The organism is Rhodococcus sp. UYP9 (genome assembly GCF_040547235.1).
Lineage (GTDB): Bacteria > Actinomycetota > Actinomycetes > Mycobacteriales > Mycobacteriaceae > Rhodococcoides.
In genome coordinates this window covers 193,015-208,791 of record NZ_JBEPPH010000003.1, presented here as the reverse complement: position 1 = coordinate 208,791, position 15,777 = coordinate 193,015, and the positions used below count along the sequence as shown (strand labels likewise).

Annotated in this window: 16 protein-coding genes; 12 read left to right on the top strand and 4 right to left on the bottom strand. The window is 62.2% G+C overall.

Annotated features, from left to right (window positions below; genetic code table 11):
* Nucleotides 1-8 precede the first annotated feature (8 nt).
* The 6 genes from rpsB to ABIB36_RS10660 all read left to right on the top strand — a co-directional run bounded on the left by rpsB (nucleotide 9) and on the right by ABIB36_RS10660 (nucleotide 5,132).
* Entirely contained in the window at nucleotides 9-908 is a 900-nt protein-coding gene (rpsB, locus tag ABIB36_RS10685) for a 30S ribosomal protein S2 (RefSeq protein WP_084348944.1), read from the top strand.
* Nucleotides 909-1,016: 108 nt separating this feature from the next.
* A complete protein-coding gene (gene tsf, locus ABIB36_RS10680) occupies nucleotides 1,017-1,841 on the top strand; it encodes a translation elongation factor Ts (protein ID WP_354559529.1) in 825 nt (274 codons plus the stop codon).
* A 213-nt stretch (nucleotides 1,842-2,054) separates the two neighbouring features.
* Entirely contained in the window at nucleotides 2,055-2,783 is a 729-nt protein-coding gene (gene pyrH, locus ABIB36_RS10675; protein WP_084348606.1) for a UMP kinase, read from the top strand.
* A 61-nt stretch (nucleotides 2,784-2,844) separates the two neighbouring features.
* Entirely contained in the window at nucleotides 2,845-3,402 is a 558-nt protein-coding gene (gene frr, locus ABIB36_RS10670) for a ribosome recycling factor (protein WP_084348607.1), read from the top strand.
* A 24-nt stretch (nucleotides 3,403-3,426) separates the two neighbouring features.
* Nucleotides 3,427-4,386, top strand: a complete 960-nt coding sequence (locus tag ABIB36_RS10665) for a phosphatidate cytidylyltransferase (protein ID WP_084348608.1) — start codon at nucleotides 3,427-3,429, stop codon at nucleotides 4,384-4,386.
* 29 nt (nucleotides 4,387-4,415) lie between these two features.
* Complete coding sequence (locus ABIB36_RS10660) at nucleotides 4,416-5,132, top strand: class I SAM-dependent methyltransferase (protein ID WP_084348609.1); 717 nt, start codon at nucleotides 4,416-4,418, stop codon at nucleotides 5,130-5,132.
* Here ABIB36_RS10660 and ABIB36_RS10655 read toward each other — a convergent pair.
* Entirely contained in the window at nucleotides 5,129-5,980 is an 852-nt protein-coding gene (locus tag ABIB36_RS10655) for an HpcH/HpaI aldolase/citrate lyase family protein (RefSeq protein WP_084348610.1), read from the bottom strand. The two genes, ABIB36_RS10660 and ABIB36_RS10655, sit on opposite strands and share 4 nt — an antisense overlap.
* Before the next feature lie 307 nt (nucleotides 5,981-6,287).
* Here ABIB36_RS10655 and rlmN point away from each other — a divergent pair, with 307 nt between their 5' ends.
* Entirely contained in the window at nucleotides 6,288-7,439 is a 1,152-nt protein-coding gene (rlmN, locus tag ABIB36_RS10650; protein ID WP_354559714.1) for a dual-specificity RNA methyltransferase RlmN, read from the top strand.
* A gap of 65 nt (nucleotides 7,440-7,504) precedes the next feature.
* On the opposite strand, the gene ABIB36_RS10645 is transcribed toward rlmN, so the two are convergent.
* Together ABIB36_RS10645 and ABIB36_RS10640 are read right to left on the bottom strand one after the other, a co-directional pair.
* Entirely contained in the window at nucleotides 7,505-7,774 is a 270-nt protein-coding gene (locus ABIB36_RS10645) for a DUF2631 domain-containing protein (RefSeq protein WP_084348612.1), read from the bottom strand.
* Nucleotides 7,775-7,894: 120 nt separating this feature from the next.
* The gene (locus ABIB36_RS10640) at nucleotides 7,895-8,383 is read right to left on the bottom strand and encodes a DUF1990 domain-containing protein (protein ID WP_084348945.1); all 489 of its coding nucleotides are present in this window, start codon (nucleotides 8,381-8,383) and stop codon (nucleotides 7,895-7,897) included.
* 69 nt (nucleotides 8,384-8,452) lie between these two features.
* Here ABIB36_RS10640 and dxr point away from each other — a divergent pair, with 69 nt between their 5' ends.
* The 5 genes from dxr (at nucleotide 8,453) to ABIB36_RS10615 (ending at nucleotide 14,831) form a co-directional block, all read left to right on the top strand.
* A complete protein-coding gene (gene dxr, locus ABIB36_RS10635; RefSeq protein WP_306294120.1) occupies nucleotides 8,453-9,631 on the top strand; it encodes a 1-deoxy-D-xylulose-5-phosphate reductoisomerase in 1,179 nt (392 codons plus the stop codon).
* A gap of 6 nt (nucleotides 9,632-9,637) precedes the next feature.
* Entirely contained in the window at nucleotides 9,638-10,852 is a 1,215-nt protein-coding gene (locus tag ABIB36_RS10630; RefSeq protein ID WP_084348614.1) for a M50 family metallopeptidase, read from the top strand.
* Nucleotides 10,853-10,914: 62 nt separating this feature from the next.
* Nucleotides 10,915-12,054 carry a flavodoxin-dependent (E)-4-hydroxy-3-methylbut-2-enyl-diphosphate synthase gene (gene ispG / locus ABIB36_RS10625; RefSeq protein WP_084348946.1) on the top strand — a complete coding sequence of 380 codons (1,140 nt, stop codon included), beginning with the start codon at nucleotides 10,915-10,917 and terminating at the stop codon, nucleotides 12,052-12,054.
* 77 nt (nucleotides 12,055-12,131) lie between these two features.
* Nucleotides 12,132-12,968 (top strand): GNAT family N-acetyltransferase, encoded by an 837-nt coding sequence (locus tag ABIB36_RS10620; RefSeq protein WP_084348615.1) that lies wholly within the window; start codon nucleotides 12,132-12,134, stop codon nucleotides 12,966-12,968.
* Between the two features lie 51 nt (nucleotides 12,969-13,019).
* Complete coding sequence (locus ABIB36_RS10615) at nucleotides 13,020-14,831, top strand: penicillin-binding transpeptidase domain-containing protein (protein WP_084348616.1); 1,812 nt, start codon at nucleotides 13,020-13,022, stop codon at nucleotides 14,829-14,831.
* Here the strand turns inward: ABIB36_RS10615 and ABIB36_RS10610 are convergent.
* Nucleotides 14,828-15,697, bottom strand: a complete 870-nt coding sequence (locus ABIB36_RS10610; protein ID WP_354559533.1) for a LuxR C-terminal-related transcriptional regulator — start codon at nucleotides 15,695-15,697, stop codon at nucleotides 14,828-14,830. The genes ABIB36_RS10615 and ABIB36_RS10610 overlap by 4 nt on opposite strands.
* Between the last annotated feature and the right edge of the window lie 80 nt (nucleotides 15,698-15,777).

Sequence of the window (15,777 nt, the reverse complement as noted above, 5' to 3'; positions counted from 1 at the left end):
ATTCAGCCATGGCTGTAGTAACTATGAGGCAGCTGCTCGACAGCGGCACTCACTTCGGACATCAGACCCGTCGTTGGAACCCGAAGATGAAGCGATTCATCTTCACCGACCGCAACGGCATCTACATCATCGACTTGCAGCAGACTCTGACCTTCATCGATCAGGCCTACGAGTTCGTCAAGGAAACCGTCGCCCACGGTGGCACGGTTCTGTTCGTCGGCACCAAGAAGCAGGCTCAGGAGTCCATCGCCGCTGAGGCAACTCGCGTGGGAATGCCCTACGTGAATCAGCGCTGGCTCGGTGGCATGCTCACCAACTTCCAGACGGTCCACAAGCGTCTCATCCGCCTCAAGGAGCTCGAGGCAATGGAGCAGACCGGTGGCTTCGAGGGACGCACCAAGAAGGAAATCCTCATGCTGACGCGTGAGATGACCAAGCTGGACCGCACCCTCGGCGGAATCCGTGACATGGCCAAGGTTCCCTCGGCCATCTGGATCGTCGACACCAACAAAGAGCACATCGCCGTCGGCGAGGCGCGCAAGCTGAAGATCCCGGTCATCGCGATCCTGGACACCAACTGCGACCCTGACGTCGTCGACTACCCGATCCCGGGCAACGATGATGCAATCCGCTCCGCAGCACTGCTGACCAAGGTCGTTGCATCTGCAGTGGCCGAGGGTGTACAGGCTCGTGCGGGTCTCAACACTGCTACCGACGCGAAGCCCGAGGTCGGCGCAGGCGAGCCACTTGCAGAGTGGGAGCTCGAGCAGCTTGCACAGGCATCGCCCGCAGCGGCTGAGACGCAGGAAGCTGCAGCAGAGGCACCCGTTGCCGATGCTGAGGCGCCTGCCGCGGAAGCACCCGCCGCTGATGCGCCTGCCGCAGAAGCACCGGCAACGCAGGCTTGATCGATGGGGTCCTGATAGGCGTGAACCACGCCTATCAGGACCTTTTCTGCAGTATTCGAGAACTTTTATGCTCTGCCCACCCACAGCATTCGAGGAGGCTCGCTCAACATGGCGAACTACACCGCCGCTGACGTCAAGCGGCTCCGTGAGCTCACCGGCTCCGGAATGATGGACTGCAAGAACGCTCTAGCCGAGGCCGAGGGAGACTTCGACAAGGCTGTCGAGCAACTACGCATCAAGGGCGCCAAGGACGTCGGCAAGCGTGCCGAGCGGTCCACCGCCGAAGGTCTCGTGGTCGCCAAGGGCGGCGTGCTACTCGAGATCAACTCCGAGACCGACTTCGTCGCCAAGAACGAAGAGTTCCAGACGTTCGCGAACTCCGTCGCCGCTGTTGCCGCCGAAGGCAAGCCCGCCGACGTCGAGGCCTTGAAGGCACTGAACCTCGACGGAAAGACCGTGGACGCGGCGCTGGGCGAGCTGTCGGCCAAGATCGGCGAGAAGCTCGAACTCCGACGAGTCGCTTCGTTCGAGGGCCCGGTTGCGATCTACCTGCACAAGCGCAGCGCGGATCTGCCGCCGGCTGTCGGCGTGATCGTCGAATACACAGGTGAGGGCGAGGCTGCTGCTGAGGCTGCTCGCAGTGCTGCGATGCAGGTTGCCGCGCTCAAGGCCAAGTACGTCACGCGCGACGAGGTTCCTGAGGGCATCGTCGCTTCCGAGCGTCGTATCGCCGAGGAAACCGCTCGCGAAGAGGGTAAGCCAGAGCAGGCACTCCCGAAGATCATCGAAGGCCGTGTCAACGGATTCTTCAAGGATGTCGTGCTCACCGAGCAGTCCTCGGTTCAGGATTCCAAGAAGTCCGTGAAGGCGATCCTCGACGATGCCGGCGTCAAGATCACGCGTTTCGCACGGTTCGAGGTCGGCGCAAGCTGATCGCGGATACCGAGCAAATTTTTTGAGGTTGCCGTTCGCTCGACTCCGGTCGAGCGGACGGCAACTTTTTGTTTGCTGCCACGCCAGGATGTGTCGCGTCAGGCGGGTGTTTAGTCCGTGGCGGCTTCGATAAGGCAGGATATGGGTAGTGGGTGCCTTTGGAGTGCCCTTGATTCACCGTGCGCAATCGACCGGCGAGAACCGAGGAGAGTTATGACCGATCCCGCCACCGACAGGCCCGGATTCAAGCGAGTGATGCTCAAACTGGGTGGAGAGATGTTCGGAGGAGGCCAAGTAGGTCTCGACCCTGACGTCGTCACCAACGTTGCCGAGCAGATTGCCGAGGTCGTAGCCACCGGAGTTCAGGTTGCTGTCGTCATCGGCGGAGGCAACTTTTTTCGGGGTGCCGAACTGCAGCAGCGGGGGATGGACCGTTCCCGCTCCGACTACATGGGCATGCTCGGAACTGTGATGAACTGTCTTGCTCTGCAGGACTTTCTGGAAAAGCAGGGTGTGGCCACCCGTGTGCAGACCGCGATAACGATGGGGCAGGTCGCCGAGCCTTATCTGCCGCTTCGCGCGCGTCGCCATCTGGAGAAGGGCCGAGTCGTCATCTTCGGTGCCGGAATGGGTATGCCGTATTTTTCGACCGACACGACGGCTGCGCAGCGTGCTCTCGAGATCGGGGCAGAGGTGCTTCTGATGGCGAAGGCCGTCGACGGCGTCTACTCGGCCGACCCGAGGCTCGACCCGGACGCAACGATGTTCGAATCGATCACACATCGTGAGGTCATCGAGAAGGGCTTACAGGTCGCCGACGCCACCGCCTTCAGTCTCTGCATGGACAATCAAATGCCGATCATGGTGTTCAACCTGCTCATCCAGGGGAATATTGCCCGCGCTGTCGCGGGTGAGAAGATCGGGACACTGGTCACATCGTGATCGTTTCCGATCACGTACTCGAACATGCTGGATCATCAGCAAAGACGATGGAGGTCAAGCCGTGATAGACGAAGCGCTTTTCGATGCCGAGGAAAGGATGGAGAAGGCGGTCACCGTTGCACGCGACGACCTGTCGTCCATCCGAACCGGCAGGGCCAATCCAGGCATGTTCAACCGTATTGTGATCGAGTACTACGGTTCCCCGACGCCGATCACCCAGCTGGCGAGTATCAGTGTCCCCGAGGCCCGGATGGTAGTGATCAAGCCGTACGAGCCTGCACAGCTCGGGCCGATCGAGACTGCGATTCGCAACTCCGATCTCGGTGTGAACCCGACGAACGATGGCAACCTCATTCGTATCAGCATTCCTCAGCTGACGGAGGAGCGCCGCCGCGAGTTCGCCAAGCAGGCCAAGGGCAAGGGCGAAGACGCCAAGGTGGCGATCCGCAATGTGCGTCGAAAGACGATGGAAGAGCTCAAGCGTATTCAGAAAGATGGCGAGGCGGGCGAAGACGAGGTCCTACGGGCCGAGAACGAGCTCGACAAGACCACCTCGAAGTACACCGTGTCGATCGACGAATTGGTCAAGCGTAAAGAAGCGGACTTGATGGAGGTCTGATTCTCCCGGAAGAGTCGGACATAGATGATGAAGCAAGGAGATGGCGTCGTGGTGGGATCGGAACGGCCACTGGGCTCTGCCGTACCCGACCCCTCGACGCCAGGGGAGTCGGTCGACGCTACCCACGTCGAGCCGAAGTCGATAGGGGATCCGGTGCCGAAAGCGACGGGCAAAGCGGGTCGCAATCTGCCGGCGGCAATTGCGGTGGGCGGTGGCTTGGGTATTTCGCTGATTCTGATCATGGTGTTCGCGCCGCTGGTCTGGATCGGCGTTGTTGCGGTCGCGCTCGCCATCGCTACCTATGAGGTGGCCAGGCGCCTTCGTGAAGCCGGAGTGCTCGTTCCGCGGATTCCGTTGATCGTGGGCGGTCAAGCGATAATCTGGCTCGGCTGGCCATGGGGAACCACCGGAGTGCTGAGCGCTACCGCAGGCACTGTTCTGGTGTGCATGGTCTGGCTGCTGTTACAGCAGGGCCTCGGTTCGGCACCGAAAAACTATCTCCGCGAACTTGCGGTCACCATCCTGGTGGCATGTTGGCTGCCCCTGCTGGCATCCTTCGCGGTTCTGATGGTTCTGCAGGAGGACGGAGCAGGCCGCGTTCTGGTGTTTCTCATCGCCGTCGTGTGTTCGGATGTCGGCGGTTACGTCGCCGGGGTGCTGTTCGGTAAGCATCCGATGGCGCCTGCGATCAGTCCTAAGAAGTCGTGGGAAGGACTCGCTGGGTCGCTCCTTTTCTGTGTCATCGGCAGCCTGCTCACTGTCACACTCATTCTCGATGCGAACTCGATGATCGGTGTTCTGCTCGGCGTCGTCCTCGTTGTGACCGGCACGCTGGGCGACCTCATCGAATCTCAGGTCAAGCGCGATCTTCGGATCAAGGACATGGGGACCTTGTTGCCGGGCCACGGCGGCATCATGGATCGCCTCGACTCGCTCCTGCCGTCGGCGTTCGTCGCGTGGTTGATCTTCACAGTCCTTCTCTGAGATACCGACCCTTCTCTGACATACCGACGATGTCGCCGCCGTTTCGTTCGATTCCGAGTCCTAACATCTGGCATTGGCCCGAGGTTTACGAGTCGGAGAATCGTGCACAGGACGTCGACGGGCGTATACCTGCAGAACTGCAAAGGATCGCGCCCTGGGACGGCCGGACCATCGTCGATGTGGGATGTGGCACCGGCTTCCATCTGCCGCTGTTCGCCTCGCGGGCTCACCGAGTCGTGGGTGTCGAGCCGCATGGCCCTCTAGTGGACGCGGCGAGGACCCGAGTTGTCGGGCTCGAGAACGTCGAGGTCGTGTCGGGCAGCGCCGAGGCGTTGCCGCTCGACGACGCCTCGGTGGATATCGTGCACGCGCGGACAGCGTATTTCTTCGGGCCAGGATGCGGCCGCGGTGTATCGGAAGCGATGCGTGTGCTCAGGCCGGGTGGAACGCTCGTCGTGGTGGACCTCGACGTCGGGGCATCGCCCTACGGTGACTGGATGCGGGCGGACCTACCGAAATACGACTGTGCGGCCGTCGAATCGTTCTTTGCAGCCCAGGGTTTCGATCTGACCCGGGTCGATACGCGCTGGGAGTTCGCCGATAGAGCGACCCTGGATGCGGTTCTGGGTATCGAATTCACGGCGCGCACAGCGGCCAGGGCTGCACGGAGCATCCCCGGCCTGGGTGTCGATGTGCGATATCGAGTTCACTCGCGACGCAAGCCCGTTGGACTCGAACGAATCTAAGCGGGGTTGTTCTCGGCCGTGATGCCGAATATTCCAGCCGCTTCGCGAATTTTGATTGCCTTGGCGAGTCGTGGCAGGTCGCTGCCGTCCTTCACGTGCACGCCATCGACGCCCAGTGTGTCGATGACCTCGTCGGCCCAGGTGACATCTCCTGGGGCTGGAGCGAGTACACGGTTGACGACGGGAGCCTGTTCCGCATGCATACACAGTTTTCCGGTCATGCCCATCGAGACGGTAAGGGCCGAATCGCGCGCCAGGATGCTGTCGTTGGCGGTCAGAGTCGGGCCGTCGATGGGTCCGGGAAGGCGTGCAGCGCGACTCGACACCACCAGCCGTGAGCGTGGGTACGCCATGGCGAGTGGTTCGTCGCTCATCCCGGTGTCTCGACGGAAGTCGCCGCTGCCGAAAGCCAACCGGAAGGTGGAGTCCGCGCGAGCGATCTCCGGTGTCGCCTCGAGGCCGACTGCGGACTCGACCAGAGCGAGAATGCGTGTCCCAGCTGTCACTCGTGCCGCTGTGGCATCGACCTGGCCGCCGCTCTCGGTTTTCGCGAGCATGATGCCTGCCAGGCCGCGAAGGCCGGAGAGCGCTTCGAGGTCGTCGGCCCAGTACGGCGTCGTCGCATCGTTGATGCGGACCCATGCCGAGTTGCCCGCTTCGAGCCACGCGACGACGGCGCCGCGTGCCGCAGGCTTTGCATGCGGTGCCACAGCGTCCTCGATGTCGAGGATTACCGCGTCCACTTCCGATGCGGCTGCGGTCGCGAATGCTTCGGGCTGGGTAGCGGGTACCAGCAACCACGAGCGTGCTCGCTCCGGTGCTACGCCAAATGTCACTGGGGTCTCCATGAAAGTGGTCACGTCGGGCTCCTTGCGGTGAGATCGGGCACGACCGACATTATCGATTCAGTACGGCGTTGCCATTCTTCTGTGCATTCTGTTCACCGCGGGTTAGTTTACTTGCGTTTGGCGGCTCGCCTGACCTGGAGGATGCGAACCCTTCGTACGAGAGCGATGATCGAAGCCCTCGCGAGGGAAGATTCGGAGCAGAACGACGCCGTTCGGCTACCCCTCGCCGTGGGGCTGGAAATTGCGCGCTGAATAGGAGAGAAGTGCCCAGTAGTGGGACACTGGATTTATTATGAGTGATTCTGCTATGACCGCCGACGAATCCACAGCCGAGAGCGCCCGCCCGCGAACGAGGCCGACACTGCCGTTGGTGTTCGCGGATCGCCGTCGCGGGATGCCGTCACGACACCTCGCCGACCTGGATCGCGAAGGACTGAAATCGGCAATCAAGGATCTGGGGCTTCCTGCCTTTCGTGCCGACCAACTTGCGCGCCACTACTACGGCAGGCTCGAAGCGGATACGACCAAAATGACCGACCTTCCTGAAGCGATCCGGGAAAAGGTCGGAGCGGACCTGTTCCCGCCGCTGCTCACGGCAATCAAGCACTTGTCGTGTGATGATGGCGACACCCGAAAGACGCTGTGGAAGGCCAACGACGGCACGCTGCTGGAAAGCGTTCTGATGCGGTATCCGGATCGGGCGACTCTGTGTATCTCGAGTCAGGCCGGCTGCGGGATGGCCTGCCCATTCTGCGCCACCGGGCAGGGGGGACTGGATCGCAACCTTTCCACTGCCGAGATCGTCGACCAGGTTCGATCGGCGGCAGCGGATCTACGCGACGGCGTCGTGCCAGGAGGCGAGGGACGCCTGTCGAACGTTGTGTTCATGGGCATGGGTGAGCCTTTGGCCAACTACAAGCGTGTCGTCTCCGCTGTGCGCAAGATCGTCTCGCCGGCACCCGATGGACTCGGACTGTCGCAGCGGTCGGTGACCGTATCGACCGTGGGTTTGGCCCCTGCTATCCGCAAACTCGCCGACGAGGGCTTGTCCGTCACGCTTGCAGTATCGCTGCATACTCCGGACGACGAGTTGCGCGACACCTTGGTGCCGGTGAACAACCGGTGGTCGGTGGCCGAGGTGCTGTCGGCGGCGAGATACTACGCAGATCAGACAGGCCGTCGAGTGTCGATCGAGTACGCGATGATCAGAGATGTGAACGATCAGCCGTGGCGTGCGGACCTGCTGGGTAAGAAGTTGCACAAGGCGCTCGGTTCGAGAGTGCATGTCAACCTCATTCCGCTCAACCCGACCCCGGGAAGCGAGTGGGACGCCAGCCCGAAGCCTGTCGAACGTGAATTTGTGAGAAGGGTTATTGCACAGGGTGTTTCGTGCACCGTTCGTGATACTCGCGGTCAGGAAATCGCTGCCGCTTGCGGTCAGCTCGCCGCTGAGAACTGACGAACAGCGCAAAAAGAACCCGATATCTGCTCCGTGCAGCTATCGGGTTCTTTTGGTTCTGCGTGCTATCGAGGCTTCCGGCGGACGATGATGTCGCGAACCACGATGCCGACGAGCGCAATGGCGAAGCCGATGAGGTACAGGTCTTCGATTCCGCCTGTGTGGTTTCCGTGGATCATGAGCAGCAGGAAGACCGCGACGGCGATAGCGGCGATCCGCATCGCCTTGTTCGACTCACCGCTCCAGCCCCAATCGGCCGAAGGTACCTCTGCTATGTCCTCGTGGGTGTACTCGACCGGGTCGTACGAAGCGGGGTCCAGTTCGGTTTGTGCCACCGGTCGATCCTCTCGGGTCAGGGTGCAGCCGAAAGTCCGGCATGCGTGTGCGCACTCAGTTTGGCATACGACCGGCAGTAGTAGCGAGTAGGGGCGCAAGTAGCGGACGACGGCGCGAAGTCACACCGCGTAAGCACGCAAAGCGGCCAGATACCTGTCGGTGAAGAGTCTTTGGACCCATCTTCCGACAGGCCCGCCGAGTGCAGTGAACCAGCGACCGGGTCGTGAGAACGCGCGGATGTGCGCGAAGACATCGCCGTTCGTCGGATCGAATTCGACAGCGAAACACTCCTCGCCCTGCTCTGGGTGTCCAGTCAAGGTGCCGTACGCGAACCCCCGTCGATCGGGCGAGTCGATGAGGTACACGACGCGGCAGGGAATCCGAATCGGACCCAGCCTCAGCACTACGACGGTGTCCACCTCGGCTGTCGGGGTCGATGCGTCGACACCGAGTCCCGACTTTCGATGCATCTGCCATCCCGACAGCGCGTCGGCTGCTGTTTCGAATGCATCGCGTCCGGTGCCGATGTGCACTCGACGATCGAGGTGGTGGTAGCCGGCGGGCAACGGGCCCTTGGTGCCGCCGATCTCGGGATAGGTGAGCTCCATGAGAGCCCAGCGTGCCACGGATGGCGGCCGCACAGGTGACTCTCAGAGTCGATCAGGAACAATGAACGAGTGCCCGAGCATCGAACACCTCCAGTATCGCGTCCTGTCCGGGTGTTGCTCCTGGGCAGCACCGGTTCCATCGGAACTCAAGCCCTCGAGGTGATCGCTGCCAATCCCGAATTGTTCGAGGTGGTCGGGCTCGCTGCGGGCGGTCGCAATATCGACCTGCTCGGACGTCAGATCCGCAATACCGGGGTCTCGTCCGTCGCGGTCGCAGACCCGAATACGGGTGCCGAAGTGGAACTGGCGAACGTCCTGACCGGCGATCGGGCCGTCACCGAACTCGTCGAGTCGGTCGAGGCCGACGTCGTGTTGAACGCTTTGGTCGGCTCGCGTGGGCTCGAGCCGACACTCGCGGCGTTGAAATCCGGAGCAACGCTGGCCCTGGCGAACAAGGAATCCTTGGTCGCGGGCGGGGAGCTCGTCCTCAGGGCTGCTGCTCCCGGGCAGATCGTGCCAGTGGACTCCGAACATTCTGCTCTTGCACAGTGTCTTCGAAGTGGCCGAGCCGAGGAGGTGGAGCGCCTGGTGTTGACAGCGTCGGGTGGCCCGTTTCGCGGTTGGTCGGAGGAGGAGTTGAAAACTGTCACTCCTGAGCAGGCAGCGGCGCATCCGACCTGGTCGATGGGACAGATGAACACGCTGAACTCCGCGACGATGGTGAACAAAGGGCTCGAACTGATCGAAACCCATCTGCTGTTCGGTATCCCGTACGAGCGGATCGATGTCACGGTTCATCGGCAATCGATCGTGCATTCGATGGTCACCTTCTTCGATGGATCGACCATCGCGCAGGCCAGTCCGCCCGATATGCGTCTTCCCATCGCGCTCGCATTGGGATGGCCGAACCGGGTCGCGAATGCTGCCCGACCCCTCGATTTCACGACCGCGTTCTCCTGGGATTTCGAACCGCTCGACGATCGAGTGTTTCCGGCTGTCCAACTGGCGCGTGAGGCGGGAATTCTCGGGGGTTGCATGACGGCGGTCTACAACGCCGCGAACGAGGTCGCGGCCGAGGCGTTCCTCGCAGGCCGTATCGAATTCCCCCGGATCGTCGACACCGTCAGGGAGGTCCTCGGGGCCGGCAGCGGCGAGTGGACTGCCACTCCCACTACCGTGGACGAGGTACTCGAAGCCGATTCCTGGGCTCGTCGTCACGCCCGCGCACTTTTGAAACAGAAGGATTGATCGAAGATGGTGTTCGCATTCGGCGTCATTCTGTTCGCCCTGGGAATCACGGTATCCATCGCCCTGCACGAGGCAGGTCACATGTTGACCGCCCGCGCCACGGGCATGAAGGTTCGACGCTTTTTCATCGGCTTCGGTCCGAAGGTGTTCTCTTTTCGGCGCGGTGAGACGGAGTACGGACTCAAGGCGATACCGGCAGGTGGGTTCTGCGACATCGCCGGGATGACCGCGATCGACGAGCTTGCGCCCGACGAAATCGAGCGTGCGATGTATCGACAGAAGACGTGGAAGCGTCTCGTCGTCATGCTCGGCGGAATAGCGATGAACTTCGTTCTCGGTTTCTTACTCATCTTCACGCTCGCTGTGGGCTGGGGACTGCCGAATCTCAATCAGCCGAGCAACGCGATGGTGGGCGAGATGCCCTGTGTGACAGCGACACAGAACGAAGATCTCACTTACCCGGAATGCAGTGGACCCAGTCCGGCCTATTCCGCGGGTATCCGTGAGGGGGACGTCATCGTCTCGGTGAACGGCACTCCTACTGCAGACTTCGCCGATGTTGTCGCGGCCACCCAGCCGCTGTCCGGAACCGCAGACTTCGTGGTCGAACGTGACGGGCGTGAGCTGACCTTCCCCGTATCGATCCAGCAGGTCCAGCGTTGGGTACGCGACGGCACCGAGACCGGGCGTAAGTCGACAACCGTGGGTGCGGTGGGCATTCAGCTCGCGTATTTCTATCCGACCCAGTACAACCCGCTCGCGGCGATACCTGCATCGTTCGCGTTCACCGGCGACATGTTCGTCGAAACCGCACATCGGCTGGTGCAGATGCCGAGCAAGGTCGCGGACTTGTGGACCTCGGTCACCGGAGGGGAAAGAGACCCGGAAACACCGATCAGCGTGGTCGGTGCCAGCGTGATCGGCGGGCAACTGGTGGAGAGGTCGTTGTGGCCGGTATTCGTCCTGCTGCTCGCGAGCCTGAACTTCTTCCTCGGCATTTTCAACCTGCTGCCGCTGCTTCCCCTCGACGGCGGACACATGGCCGTCACCATCTACGAGCGGATCCGCAATTTCTTCCGCAAGCGTCGTGGTCTGGCAGACGGTGGACCCGTCGACTACATGAAGTTGATGCCCGTCACGTATGTGGTGATCGTGATCGGTGGTGCGTACATGTTGCTCACTCTCACAGCGGACATCGTGAACCCGATCCGATTGTTCTAGATACACTCGTGCTCATAGCTAGGGAAGAAGGCAACGAAGTGACTGTGTCAGTCGGATTGGGAATGCCGGCGCCGCCGGTTCCCGTACTCGCTCCTCGACGTAAGACTCGTCAACTGCAGGTCGGCACCGTCGGTGTCGGCAGCGACCACCCGATCTCGGTGCAGTCGATGACCACCACCAAGACCCACGACATCAACGCGACACTGCAGCAGATCGCAGAGTTGACGGCGTCGGGATGCGACATCGTGCGGGTGGCATGCCCCACACAAGAGGACGCCGACGCGCTATCCATCATTGCCAGGAAGAGCCAGATACCGGTCATTGCCGATATCCACTTCCAGCCCAAGTACATCTTCGCGGCGATCGATGCCGGGTGCGCGGCCGTCCGAGTCAATCCTGGCAACATCAAGGAATTCGACGGGCGTGTCAAAGAGGTCGCGAAGGCGGCCCGCGAGGCCAACATCCCCATCCGGATCGGCGTCAATGCTGGTTCGCTCGACAAACGGATGATGGACAAGTACGGCAAGGCCACACCCGAAGCGCTCGTGGAATCGGCGCTGTGGGAAGCAGGACTGTTCGAGGAGCACGGCTTCGGAGACATCAAGATCTCGGTCAAGCACAACGACCCCGTCATCATGGTCGCTGCCTACGAGCAACTTGCGGCGCAATGCGACTATCCGCTGCACCTCGGAGTCACCGAGGCCGGACCCGCATTCCAGGGGACGATCAAGTCAGCGGTGGCGTTCGGGTCTCTTCTCGCGCGGGGGATCGGGGACACCATTCGCGTGTCACTGTCGGCACCGCCGGCCGAGGAGATCAAGGTCGGCAACCAGATACTTCAGTCGCTCAACCTTCGCCCACGCAAGCTGGAGATCGTCTCGTGCCCGTCCTGTGGGCGCGCGCAGGTCGATGTCTACTCACTCGCAGACCAGGTGACCGCAGGCCTCGAGGGCATGGACATCCCGCTGCGCGTAGCGGTCATGGGATGCGTCGTCAACGGACCGGGCGAGGCTCGCGATGCAGACATCGGAGTCGCGTCGGGCAACGGCAAAGGACAGATCTTCGTCAAGGGGAAGGTCATCAAGACGGTCCCCGAAGCACAGATCGTCGAGACCTTGATCGAGGAAGCAATGCGAATCGCCGAGGAATTCGGCGATGATACGGACGCTGAGGCCGGTGCGCCGGTTGTGACCGTCAGCTGATTGGCACACTTGCGCCCGTAAGTCTGGCAATCTGGTCTTCGATGTCAGTGGATGTGTTGGTCGAGGAGGTGGCGTAGGTGCTCAAGCTCTTGGGCGCGAAGCCGCTGAGCGGGAAGGACACGGCGCATGTTCTCCGTGTCCTCGACGCCGACCCGGTTGCCTCGTGCATGATCGCGGCTCGAGTGCAGGATTCGGGGCTCGACCCTCGGTCGTTCCACGGCGAGATGTGGAGCCGAGGTGGCCCGGACGAGTCCTTGTGCTTCTACGGTGCCAACCTCGTTCCGCTCCTCGGTTCGGTCGATGATCTCCGCTCGTTCGCCGACCGCGCTTGTCGTGGTCCGCGGATGTGTTCTTCGCTTGTCGGCCGCGCCGAACTGACATTGCCGTTGTGGGAGATGCTCGAACCCGATTGGGGTGCGCCGCGCGAGCTGCGCAGCGAGCAACCACTGTTGGCGACATCGACGTATTCGGTATTTCCTCCCGACCCTCTGGTCAGACTCGTGCACGCCGACGAGCTCGACGTCTACCTCAGTGCCGCCGTAGCCATGTTCATCGAGGAAGTCGGTGTCGATCCACAGGCAAACGACGGCGGAAGGGGTTACCGCCGTCGGATCGCCAGTCTCATCGCCGCTGGCCGGGCATGGGCGCGATTCGAGGACGGACAAGTCATCTACAAGGCCGAAGTCGGATCACAGTCCGCATCGGTCGGCCAGATTCAAGGTGTGTGGGTTCACCCGCTCTACCGTGGACAGGGTCTCGGATCGGCGGGTACAGCTACCGTCGTCGACTCCGTGGTGCGGAGCGGTCGTATCGCCAGCCTGTACGTCAACAGCTTCAATTGGCCTGCGCGCCGCGCGTACAGCCGTATCGGCCTCGAGCAGGTCGCCACGTTCACCACAGTCCTTCTGGACTAGACCGCGATTCGCTGCGCTCGCGTGCACTGTCGCCGAACTACGATGAGCGCGATGAGGTTCTCGGATATGCGGCGCGTTCGACGACCCGCGGTGGCAGCGCTGGTATGTGTCTTCGTCGTCGGCACTGCCGTCGGGTGTACCCCCGCGCCGGATGGTCCCGAACCTGCAGCTCAGGAATTTCTCTCGGCCTTCGCCTCGAACGACATCGAGGCAGCCTCGGCGAAGACCGATATTCCCGAATCGGCGGCAGCAGCGCTGGCCGATACCTGGCAGAACCTGCAAGCGGAATCCATGGAGGCCCGAACAACATCGGTGCGCGTCGATGGTGACACTGCGCTGGTCGGCTACACCTACCAGTGGCACCTTCCCAAGGGCCGAGTCTGGTCCTACGACGGAGAACTGCAAATGGGCCGTGCCGACGGCAACTGGGGAGTGCGGTGGACGTCGACCGATATTCACCCTGGTCTCGGTGACACCCAGACCATGGAATTGCGCTCGACGTCGCCACCGCGGGCACGCGTCAACGAGCGGTCGGGGTCGGACGTCCTGGTGCCCGGTGTGGTGCACCGCGTCAAGGTGAACGCTGAAGAATCCGGCAACATCGTCTCGTCTGCGACCGGACTGGCATCCATTCTCGCGCCGTTCGATTCGGATATCTCGGCGCAAAGCATCGTCGAGTCGGCGACATCGACCAAGGGTGACTATCCAGTTGCCCTGCTCCGCGCCGAGGACTACGAGCCCGTCGCGGCGTCGCTGGCTGCACTGCCGGGAGTGACCGTCTCCGGCGAGTCCGATCTGCTCACGACCGATCCGACGTTCGCCCCCGATTTGATCTCTCAGGTGAAGAAAACCGTCATCGACGAGGTCGACGGTAAAGCCGGGTGGAGCGTGGTCACGGTGAACCGGAACGGGGTCGACGTCGATGTACTGACCGACACTGCTTCACAGCCCGCGCCCTCGGTGTCCATCAGCCTCGATCGCAACATTCAGGTGGCAGCACAGAATGCGGTGAACGCGCGGATCGAGCAAGCCATGATGGTGGTAATTCAGCCGTCCACGGGTGCGATTCTTGCAGTTGCCCAGAACAAGGAAGCCGATCGCGACGGTCCTGTTGCATCCGCCGGGCTGTACCCGCCCGGGTCTACCTTCAAGATCATCACGGCCGGCGCAGCCATATCGTCGGGACTCGCGACGCCGGACACGACGGTGCCGTGCCCGGGGCGCATCGTGATCGGTGAACGCAGCATCCCGAACTACAACGAATTTTCGCTCGGGAACGTATCGATGGGAACCGCGTTCACTCGCTCCTGCAATACGTCCTTCGCCAAGCTCGCCAGCGAGATGCAACCGGATGCGCTCACCGTGGCAGCCTCGCAGTTCGGGGTCGGTCCGGACTACGACGTCGTGGGATTGCCCACCGATTCCGGGTCGGTGCCACCGGCCGAAGACTTGGTCCAGCGGACCGAGGACGGATTCGGGCAAGGCAAGGTCGTGGTCTCGACGTTCGGAATGGCGCTTGCGGCTGCCACCGTGGCACACGGATCGACACCGGAACCGAATCTGATCGTGGGACGGGAAACTCGGATCGAGGGTGACCATCCACCGATCTCGCCGCTGATGGTCGACGGGCTTCGAGGAATGATGCGCTCGGTCGTCACCAGCGGTACCGCCGAGCGGATCGCCGATCAGGGCGAGGTGTACGGCAAGACGGGGGAGGCCGAGGTCGAGGGCGGTTCGCATGCGTGGTTCGTCGGCTACCGCGGCGATCTGGCATTCGCGACGCTCGTCGTTCGCGGCGGAAGCTCCGACAACGCGGTGGCGGTCACCAGGGAAATGTTCGAGCAGTTGCCCCTGGACTACTAGGGCAGTAGCCCGCGACGCCGCGCGGTGACCACTGCTTCGTGCCTCGTCTTGGCGCCCGTCTTGTTCATGGCGGTGCGCAGGTACGACTTGACTGTCTCCTGACCGAGTGACAAGCGTTGCGCTGCTTCGGCATTGGTACATCCGAGGGCGATCTGAGCCAGGACGTCGATCTCGCGAACCGAGAGTCGGACCTCGGTGTCGGGCTGCCGGTCCGCCGATAGAAGAGACGCCGACATTCGGTCCGACAGCATTCTCAGCTCGGCCCGCGTGGAGGCATCGGACGTCGTACTCGCGAGTGTCCTCAGTTCGGCGTAGATGTCGCGCAATTCCGCGGTGGCCGCCGCGTGCCCGGCGAAACCGGCTTCGGTGCCGGTGCTGGAATCGAGCAATCTGAGGCGCATGTCCACCTCGTCTCGAATGGCGATCTCGTGACTCAGCCGTCGAGACGCCTTCACCATCATCTCGGCAATTCGGTCGCCGATGGGGCCGCGCTCGCGGACAGCCGCGTACATCACCGCGCGTGAGGCGCCTGCGACGACGACCGGAACAGCGAGGATCGAGCGCAGGCCCTCGCCGAGAACGGGTCGGTCGTAGTCGTGCGTGATGTATAGCGAGCTTCCGTAGTCGCTGACCGCCGCAGGTTGTTGCTGGTCGAGGACGCGGCCGCCGAGGCCGGATCTACTCGGGATCAACAGTCCGTCCAGTCCCTTTGTGCGGGTGCCGTGGAATTCGCTCAGGTACAAGGTGTTGCCGGCGGATACTTCACCGCCGAAGACAACCGGCACTCCGGACGATGCCACGATCTGCCGCAGTTCCGCGCGAAGCGCATCACCGTCTCGCGGGCGCAACACGTCGGTGGTCGGCATGGTCACCTCTTTCGCAAACGTCAGTTCATTTTCCGAACTTCAGTGATCTGAATCATAGATGGCGCATCGACGTCGGTACA